8 protein-coding genes and 1 pseudogene are annotated in these 7,976 nt (G+C 67.8%); 4 read left to right on the top strand and 5 right to left on the bottom strand.

The window, feature by feature from the left end; translation table 11 throughout:
* Positions 1-91: 91 nt before the first annotated feature.
* A pseudogene (locus ABIB16_RS11085) lies at positions 92-223 on the bottom strand (ArsR family transcriptional regulator); the annotation flags it as partial.
* A 78-nt stretch (positions 224-301) separates the two neighbouring features.
* Here ABIB16_RS11085 and ABIB16_RS11080 point away from each other — a divergent pair.
* From ABIB16_RS11080 to ABIB16_RS11070, 3 genes are all read left to right on the top strand, one after another.
* Complete coding sequence (locus ABIB16_RS11080; RefSeq protein WP_044659923.1) at positions 302-676, top strand: ArsR/SmtB family transcription factor; 375 nt, start codon at positions 302-304, stop codon at positions 674-676.
* The gene (locus tag ABIB16_RS11075; protein ID WP_185194715.1) at positions 676-1,587 is read left to right on the top strand and encodes a cation diffusion facilitator family transporter; all 912 of its coding nucleotides are present in this window, start codon (positions 676-678) and stop codon (positions 1,585-1,587) included. The genes ABIB16_RS11080 and ABIB16_RS11075 overlap by 1 nt, the downstream gene beginning before the upstream one ends.
* A 64-nt stretch (positions 1,588-1,651) precedes the next feature.
* On the top strand, positions 1,652-1,792 hold the full coding sequence (locus tag ABIB16_RS11070; RefSeq protein WP_002854087.1) for a hypothetical protein: 141 nt from the start codon (positions 1,652-1,654) through the stop codon (positions 1,790-1,792).
* Between the two features lie 271 nt (positions 1,793-2,063).
* Here the strand turns inward: ABIB16_RS11070 and merA are convergent, their stop codons facing one another.
* Positions 2,064-3,527 carry a mercury(II) reductase gene (gene merA, locus ABIB16_RS11065; RefSeq protein WP_354436287.1) on the bottom strand — a complete coding sequence of 488 codons (1,464 nt, stop codon included), beginning with the start codon at positions 3,525-3,527 and terminating at the stop codon, positions 2,064-2,066.
* A 56-nt stretch (positions 3,528-3,583) separates the two neighbouring features.
* Here merA and ABIB16_RS11060 point away from each other — a divergent pair, with 56 nt between their 5' ends.
* On the top strand, positions 3,584-3,973 hold the full coding sequence (locus tag ABIB16_RS11060; RefSeq protein ID WP_354436286.1) for a heavy metal-responsive transcriptional regulator: 390 nt from the start codon (positions 3,584-3,586) through the stop codon (positions 3,971-3,973).
* Positions 3,974-4,426: 453 nt separating this feature from the next.
* On the opposite strand, the gene ABIB16_RS11055 is transcribed toward ABIB16_RS11060, so the two are convergent.
* The 3 genes from ABIB16_RS11055 to ABIB16_RS11045 form a co-directional block, all read right to left on the bottom strand.
* Positions 4,427-5,443, bottom strand: coding sequence for a CNNM domain-containing protein (locus ABIB16_RS11055; RefSeq protein WP_036337237.1), 1,017 nt, complete (start codon positions 5,441-5,443; stop codon positions 4,427-4,429).
* Positions 5,443-6,864 carry a hemolysin family protein gene (locus tag ABIB16_RS11050; RefSeq protein WP_036337238.1) on the bottom strand — a complete coding sequence of 474 codons (1,422 nt, stop codon included), beginning with the start codon at positions 6,862-6,864 and terminating at the stop codon, positions 5,443-5,445. The genes ABIB16_RS11055 and ABIB16_RS11050 overlap by 1 nt, the downstream gene beginning before the upstream one ends.
* An 860-nt stretch (positions 6,865-7,724) precedes the next feature.
* Positions 7,725-7,976: integrase core domain-containing protein (locus tag ABIB16_RS11045; protein WP_354436285.1), on the bottom strand; the 252-nt coding region annotated here is incomplete at its 5' end.

The following is a 7,976-nucleotide window of genomic DNA, read 5'->3' as shown; positions in this document are numbered from 1 at the left end:
ATCAACTCCCATTGGGTGTCAGAGAGCATCTGGAACCGGGACATGTCCCCAGGGTCTCAGCTGACTCGTGCATCTATTCTCAGACACGCCCTAGGTCGCGGGCGAGTACCGCCGGGTAGCTCGGGCCCTCGAGGAGTGTCATGAGGATGCGGGAGCGGGTCGGGTCGGCCATCGCCCGGCCCAGCCGGTTCATCACGTCCAGCCGCGAAGCAATAGTCAGCATGCGCTGACCATACAGAACCTGCTGACCTCTCGTGTGTGGCTCCCGCTGCTGATATCTGCATAGGTGTATGGTCGTGGCATGAGTGTGACGCCGTTGGATTCGTGTCAGGTCACCGCCGTCCATCCGGAGAAGGTGGCGCTGACCCGGGAGAGGATCCCCGACGAGCGCGAGGCCGGCAGGTTGGCCGGGCTGTTCAAGCTCCTGGGGGACCCGCGCCGTGCCCGGGCGCTGTATGCGTTGCTGGAGGCCGGCGAGCTGTGCGTGTGTGACCTGGCGGCGTCGGTCGATGTCGCGGAGGCGTCGGTGTCCCAGGTGCTGCGGGTGCTGCGTACCGCTGGGGTGGTCGAGAACCGCCGGGAGGGGCGGATGGTGTACTACCGCCTCGCTGACGGGCATGTGCGGATGCTGCTGGACGTCTCCCGTGAGCACGCCCGCCACGAGGGGCAGGGCTGATGGGGGCGGGACACAGCCATGCCCCGGCGACCGGGCATGCCGGTGGCCGCTACCGTCGGCGGCTGGCGGGGGCGTTCGCCCTGACGGCGGGCTTCTTCCTGATCGAGCTGGTCGCGGGGCTGGTGTCGGGGTCGTTGGCGCTGCTGTCGGATGCCGGGCACATGGCTGCCGATGTGGTGGTGCTGGGTGCGGCGCTGCTGGCGACGCGCATCGCGAGCCGGCCGGACTCCACGGGGCGACGCACCTATGGCTCCTACCGGGCCGAGGTGTTCGCCTCGGCGTTGGCGGTGCTGGCGATGCTCGCGGTCGGGGTGTACGTGGTGGTCGAGGCCATCAGCCGGCTGGGTGACGCGCCGGAGGTGGCCTCCGGCGCCATGCTCGCGGTCGGCTTCGCCGGCCTGGTGATCAACATCATCTCCATGCTGCTGCTGCGCAGCGGGGCCGAGGACAGCCTGAACGTCAAGGGCGCCTACTACGAGGTGATCGCCGACGCCGCCGGGTCGGTGGGTGTCATGGTCGCCGGCGTGCTGATCATCCTCACCGGCCAGCCGATCTGGGACGTCGTGGTCGCGGCGCTCATCGCGGTCTTCGTCATCATCCGGGCGGTGGTTCTGGGCAGGCAGGTGATCGCGGTGCTGGGCCAGCACGCCCCGGAAGGGGTGGACCCGGAGGACGTCGCCGGTGACCTGGACGCGGTCGAGGGGGTGGAGGAGGTCCACGACCTGCACCTGTGGACCCTGACGTCGGGGATGAACGTGGCCACGGCCCACCTGGTCGCTGACCAGGGCGCGGACCACGGCGCCGTGCTTGCCGGCGCGCGCCGGGTGCTGCGCGACCGTTACGGTATCGCCCATGCCACCTTGCAGGTGGAGGGCGCCGGCAGCGACGGCTGTCACGACCTGAGCTGGTAGCACTCGGCACGGAAGCCCGCTCGCGAGAGCCGCACATGCTTGAGCAACGTCTTAGGAGCGCGCGATGACCGCGAAGCACGGCAAGGGCCCCGGGCCGGACGAGGGCCAGCGGCCGGCCCGGCGCGGGGTGGTGCTCACCCTGCTGGGGATCGGTCTGGTCGCCGCGGCTTACGTGGTGACGATCGTGGTCATGGTGGTGCGGTGACGCGGCCCAAACGGACCGCGGCCTCATGGCGGCGCCGCAAGGCGGTCATCGCGTCGTCCAGTGCTGTCCTCGTCGGGTCGAGCACGTAGAGGTCGTGAAGACGTCCAGATATAGGCCTGGGACGGGAGTTCTTGCATCGACTGAACTCCCCGGTGGTTGCAGGTCCGATACGCAGGGGTGCCAGTAAGTAGGGCTGATCGGCGCCCATTTTCTTGTCTCGCGCCCCGGGGCGAGGCGGTCCCCTATCGGTGTCCCTGTGTGCGGGGCAGGTTCACGCCGCGCAGCAGGAGAGCTTGGCGATGTCGGTGGTGAAGGCCTGCGCGGTGAGCTTGAGGCCTTCGGCCATGGTCAGGTAGGGGCTCCAGAGGTTGGCGACCTGGCTGGTGGTCATGCCGGCCTCGAGCATGTAGACCCCGGCGGCGGCGAGGTCGCCGGCGTCCTGGGCCAGGGCGGTAATGCCGATGATGCGGCCGGTGTCGGCGTCGGTGACCATCTTGATGAACCCGCGGGTGTCGCGGTTGACGATCGCGCGTGGGACGTGCGCGAGTGACAGGACACGGCTGTCGTAGCGGATCCCGGCAGCGGAGGCCTGCCGTTCGGTCATCCCGACGGCGGCCAGGGCGGGGCTGGTGAACACGACCCGGGGCAGGTGGCGGTAGTCGACCTCGAGGCCGGCGCCGGTGAGGGCGTTGTCGGCGACGAGGGCGCCGTGGGCCGCGGCGACGTACACGAACTGACGGTGGGCGGTGACGTCACCGGCAGCCCAGACGCGCGGGTTGGTGCTGCGCAGATGGCTGTCGACAACCACCTCGCCGTGGTCGCCGGTGCGCACGTCGACGGTGTCGAGACCGAGCGTGGCGGTGACCGGGCGGCGCCCGGTGGCGACGAGTACCTCGGCCGCCCGGAGTTCCTGTGAGCCGTCAGTGGTGGTGGCAGTGACCGTGACCTCGCCGGTGGCCGGGTCGCGGCGGACCGCGCTGGGCACCGCGCCGCGGATGATCTGGATGCCTTCGTCCGTGAAGATCTCATCCAGGGCGGTGGACGCCTCGGGTTCTTCCTGGGACGCCAGCCGTGAGCGGACCAGCATGGTGACCCGGACGCCGAGCCGAGCGAAGAGCTGGGCCTGCTCCATCGCGACGTAGCCGCCGCCGATGACCAGCAGCGACTCCGGGACGTGGTCCAGTTCCATCGCGGTGGTCGAGGTCAGGTAACCGGCCTCCTGCAGGCCGGGGACCGGCGGCGCCCAGGGCCTGGAGCCGGTGGCGATGAGGTAGTGCGCGGCCCGGACCGTCTCCACCGTGCCGTCAGGGCCGGTGACGCGCAGTGCCGGCTCGCTGGGTGTGCCGACGAACGTGGCGTCCCCGGGGTGGAGATCCCATCCGTACTCGGTGGCCAGGTCCAGGTACTTCTCGCCACGCAGTGACCCGACGAGCCGATCCTTGCCGGCGATCAAGGCGGGCATGTCGACCGGCCGGACTTCGGGGAGCGGCAGGCCGGGGAACCGGGAGGCGTCGAGTGTGACGTGGCGGGCCTCGGCGGTCGCGAGCAAGGCCTTGGAGGGCACGCACCCGGTGTTCACGCAGGTACCGCCGACGGTGCCACGCTCGATCATCACCACCCATCTGCCGAGGTTGGTGGCGCGGATCGCGGCCGCGAACGCCGCCCCACCGAACCCGATCATTGCCAGGTCATACGACCTGCTGTTAGCCGTTGCCGTCATGAACTCCTCCTTCATCGCCCTCAGGATCGACCTTCCAGTGCACTGGAAGGTCAAGGGGGAGAATGAGTGGCATGCGGATCGGTGAGGTGGCTCGGGCGTCGGGCACGACGAGCAAGACCCTGCGGTACTACGAGGAGGTCGGGCTGCTACCCGCCGCGGACCGCACCCCGGCGGGCTACCGGGACTACGGCGCCGAGGTGTTCGACCGGCTGGACTTCATCCGCCGGGGGCAAGCGGCCGGGCTGACCCTGGCCCAGATCGGTCAGGTGCTGGACATCCGCGACCGGGGGCAGGCCCCCTGCCGGCACGTCACCGACCTGCTCGACACCCGCCTTGATGTGATCGACCGGCAACTCGCCGAGCTCGCGCAGCTACGCACCACGATCGCCGACCTGCGCGAGGACGCCGCCGCCGGCGACCCGGCCACGTGCTCCCCCGAGGATGTCTGCCGCTACCTGTGACACCGAAGTTCACGGGCCCGTGGCAGCGCATGGCGGCCCACTCTGTTGCGTTGGGGTGTTAGACCTTTCGCAACGGTTCTGTTGCGCGGGGTGCACCCTATCGCGACGCCTATTCCTCCGGCCTGCCGTCGGCCGCTGTCCCGGTGAAGGATCGGCTTGCGGAACGTGAGCCTCACTCGCAGCGCCCTCTTGCCCGCGTGCTTGGAGGCCGCCACTGAGCTCCGACAGAACCCCGCCATATAGCGGCGCAAGCCACACATGACACCGGGCGGCACACCGAGCAGCCGCCACAAACGACCGATTTAGCCGTTACACGCCCGTGAGTCGGAGCATGACTGAGCCCATTGAGGCCGGAATGGGGGGCGAGGCCACTGTGCCGATTCTGATTCTTTGTCCACACCACCGCGGGGGCCGTTTCAGCGGCCCCCGCGGTGGTGTTGCCGAGGTGTGGACTCAAGCCGCGCGGGGCAACACTCCGCGCAAGACGTCGGTGAGGGTGACGACCCCAGTGAACCGGTTGTCCTGGGTTACTGCGGCCAGCTGGCGGCTGTTGCGGCGCATGGAGGCAAGTGCTTCGTGCAACGGTGTGGTGGAGGGCAGCGTCAGAGCCTGCTGGATAAGCGGCTGGATTGGCGCAGAAGGCTCCATCGTGAGGGTGTCCCGCACGTGGACGACGCCCGGAACGCTCTCAGGGGTATGGTCCGGCTGGACCAGGATACGCAAGTGCCCTGAGCACGCAGCGGCATTCTGGACCGCCTCGACGTCGGCGTCGGGGGCGACCTTGACCGGGTGCTGACCCTGGGGGAGGAGGTCCCCGAGAGTGAGGGTCTGAAGGTCCAGGGCACCGGCCAAGGCTTCATGGTTCTGCCGGTCCAGGGTGCCGGCGGCGGCGGAGTGCTCAACCAGCTGACGAATGGCCGCTGCGTCGTAGCCGCCCACGGCGGCTTGGTCCACGGGGGTGACGCCGCTGAGGGTCACCAGGCGGTTGGCCAGCCGGTTGGCCAGCAGCAGCAGGGGGCGAACGGTCCAGACGAAGGCGCGTGCGGGCACGGCCACGGCTTTGGCTGCGGTCTCGGGGTGGGCAATGGCCCAGGACTTGGGGGCCATCTCCCCGATGACCAGGTGAAGGAAGGTCACGGCCAGCAAGGACAGGACGAAGGAGGCGGTTCCGGCTGCCGCTGCGGGGATGCCCCAGTCCTCCAGGACGGGGCCGAGCCATGCGTCGACGGCCGGCTTGGTGATCGCCCCCAGGGCGAAGGTGCACAAGGTGATGCCCAACTGGGCTGCGGCGAGCATGAGGGTCAGCTCGTCGACTCCCTTGAGAGCGGCCCGCGCGGCGCGGCTGCGTCCTGCCTCGGCCTCTAGCCGGTGCCGGCGGGCGCCCAGCAGGGAGAACTCCATGATGACGAAGATCGCGCTGAGCACGATCAGCGCTGTGGTCACGAGCATGACGATCAGTGGACCGTGCATCATCGCTCCTCGTCCGTGGTGGCGTCGGGCTGGGCCTCGTGGGCGGCATGGCTGCCGGCGGTGTCAGAGCGGGGCACCTCGATGAGGTGGATCCGCAGTCGAGCTGGGACCCTGCGTTGGATGGAGAGGACCTCGACCTGCAGGTGGCGGTCGTAGACCTCCTCAGCCCCGAAGTCTCGTGGGTCCTCGGGCAGGTCGATCGTGATGACCTCGCCTTCCCGGGGCAGACGGCCCAGAGCGTCGATGGTCAGACCGGCGGCGGACTCGGCCTCGGTCACGGGCAGGGGGTGCCCGACGAGGCGCTCGAGCTCGTCCAGGTGGGCCTCTGCGCTCAGGACCCAGGAGTGCAGGCCTGTGGCGGTGATCTCCTCCTGGGGGTGCAGGTCGTGCTCGTCCGTGAGCTCGCCCACGAGCTCCTCCGCGAGGTCTTCCACTGTGAGCACGCCGACGAAGCCGCCGAACTCGTCCACGATGCACGCCATCTGCTGCCCTGAGCCGTCGAGCTCCCGGGCTGCGTCGGGCAGGGACATCATCGTGGGCAGCACCAGTGCAGGGCGCATCAGGGCGGACACGGGGGTGTCCGGGGCCATCCGGGTCTCACCGAGCAGGTCGGTGAGGTGGACTACCCCGAGCGGTTCGTGTTCGTTCGAGATCACCGGGTAGCGGGTGTGGCCGGTGGCCATCAGGTCGCGCACCTGAGCCAGGGAGGTCTGGGGCTGAACCTCGTCCACACGCGAGCGGGGCACCATCGCGTGCTGCACGTCCTGGTCTGGGAAGTCCAGCACCCGGTCGATCAGGACGGAGACCTCCGCGGGCAAGGATCCGGAAGCTCTGGAGTCCAGGGCAATGCGGTCCAGGTCCTCGGCGGAGGCGGTGCTGTCGACGTCGTGCACTGGCTCGATGCGCAGGAGCTTGAGCAGCACCTCGGCCGCCTTGTCGAAGACCCAGATGAGCCAGCCGAACAGGCCGAGGTAGATCTGTGTGGGCCGGGCCAGAGCGCGGGCCAGGGGCTCGGGGTTGGCGATGGCCAAATTCTTGGGGTACAGCTCGCCGATGATCATCTGCACCAGGGTGGCCACCACCAGTACGCCCAGCGTGGAGATGGCGATGACCACTTCAGAAGGCAGTGCGGTGCCGCCGAGCAACTCGGTCAGGGCCGCACCCACCATCGGCTCTGCCACGTAGCCCACCATGAGGCCTGTGACCGTGATCCCCAGCTGCGCGCCGGAGAGCATGAAGGAGGTGCGGCGAGTGACCTGCAGTGCGCGGGCGGCGGCGCGGTCGCCGGCCTTGGCGGCGGTCTGCAGGCGGACGCGGTCTACAGACATGTACGCGAATTCCTGGGCCACGAAGAAGCCGTTGGCGGCGATGATCGCCAGGATGATGAGGGATCCGAGGATCAGTGTCAGGACTGGATCCATGCCTGAGTCACCTCCCCACGAGGTGCAGGCGACCCCGCCAGCTGCGGGGTGGGGTGGGGGTGACGCTCGGACTGTCACCAGGGCAGGCGGCTGGGCCGTCGCTCATGTATTCAGGGGCTCCATAAGGGGTCGAATGAATAATGGCGGCACATTACCACCGGTAACCGGTCGCAGGGCAAGGTGGGGTGTGGCCTCGCCGCCGACATCGGGCATCTGCCCGCCAGGATGTCCAGCCGGGTGTACCCGTGCGAGGCAATCGAAGGCGATTGCTGAGATGGGTATCTCAACGGCCGAGATGGCGCACAGGTTCGATGTCAGCCAGAAGATACCTTACCTGGCTTTTAATTAATCCTCGGGCGCATAGACTTAAAGTTGCATGAGAAATGTCCGCCAAATCTACTCGGCGTTTATCAAATGTTATTGACTCACATCGCCTGAATAGTTTGCCCGCTTGGTCAGGCCCATCGACCACTGGGGTATGCCGACGACCCGCGGTGGTGTGGATCTCCATCCGAGCGTTTCCATCCGTTGTTGATTCGGACGCTTTTCGAGGAAGCCGCGCGATCGGTCGTCAACCACTTGACCAGACCTTGGTTCATCCCATCATCCTCACTTGGGAAAATCGCAGAAATTGAAGAGAGGGTAATTTATTCTGCGTAAAAAGCGACATGGATTGTTGATGCAGCGGGGGGCTTTTCAGAACTCCGACAGTGATGTGGGCGTCTCGGCCTGCAAGACGGTTCCCCTGGAATCTGACTCTCGTGGAAGAAGGATGCATCCAGGTGCAGCGCGTGGCGAAGACCCCGCCGTCCCGTCCGTCACAATGACCGACTGCGGTCCGGGCTGGACTGGTCGGGTCGCTAGGTGTAGGAGGGCATGACGTTGTTGACTCGCGCTGGGGCCAGTGAGGCCGGAGGAGCCTCTGCGCAGGAGGTATGAGGCCGATGGTAGTTGTAGTGGTTCACCCACACCTGCAGGGCCTCACGCCGGGCCGTCTCTGAGGAGTACGGGCGGGCGTAGGGCATGTCTGACAATCGTTTTGACCATGCGAGCACAGCATTCAGGACCACAGCGGCCCTGTAGATGATCGCGTACTTGTCATACCGGGTCGC

Source organism: Micrococcus sp. UYEF5 (assembly GCF_040546065.1).
In the GTDB taxonomy this organism is placed as follows: Bacteria; Actinomycetota; Actinomycetes; order Actinomycetales; family Micrococcaceae; genus Micrococcus; species Micrococcus luteus.
The sequence above is the reverse complement of the archived record's forward strand: the minus strand, read 5'-3'. Positions and strand labels throughout refer to the sequence as shown.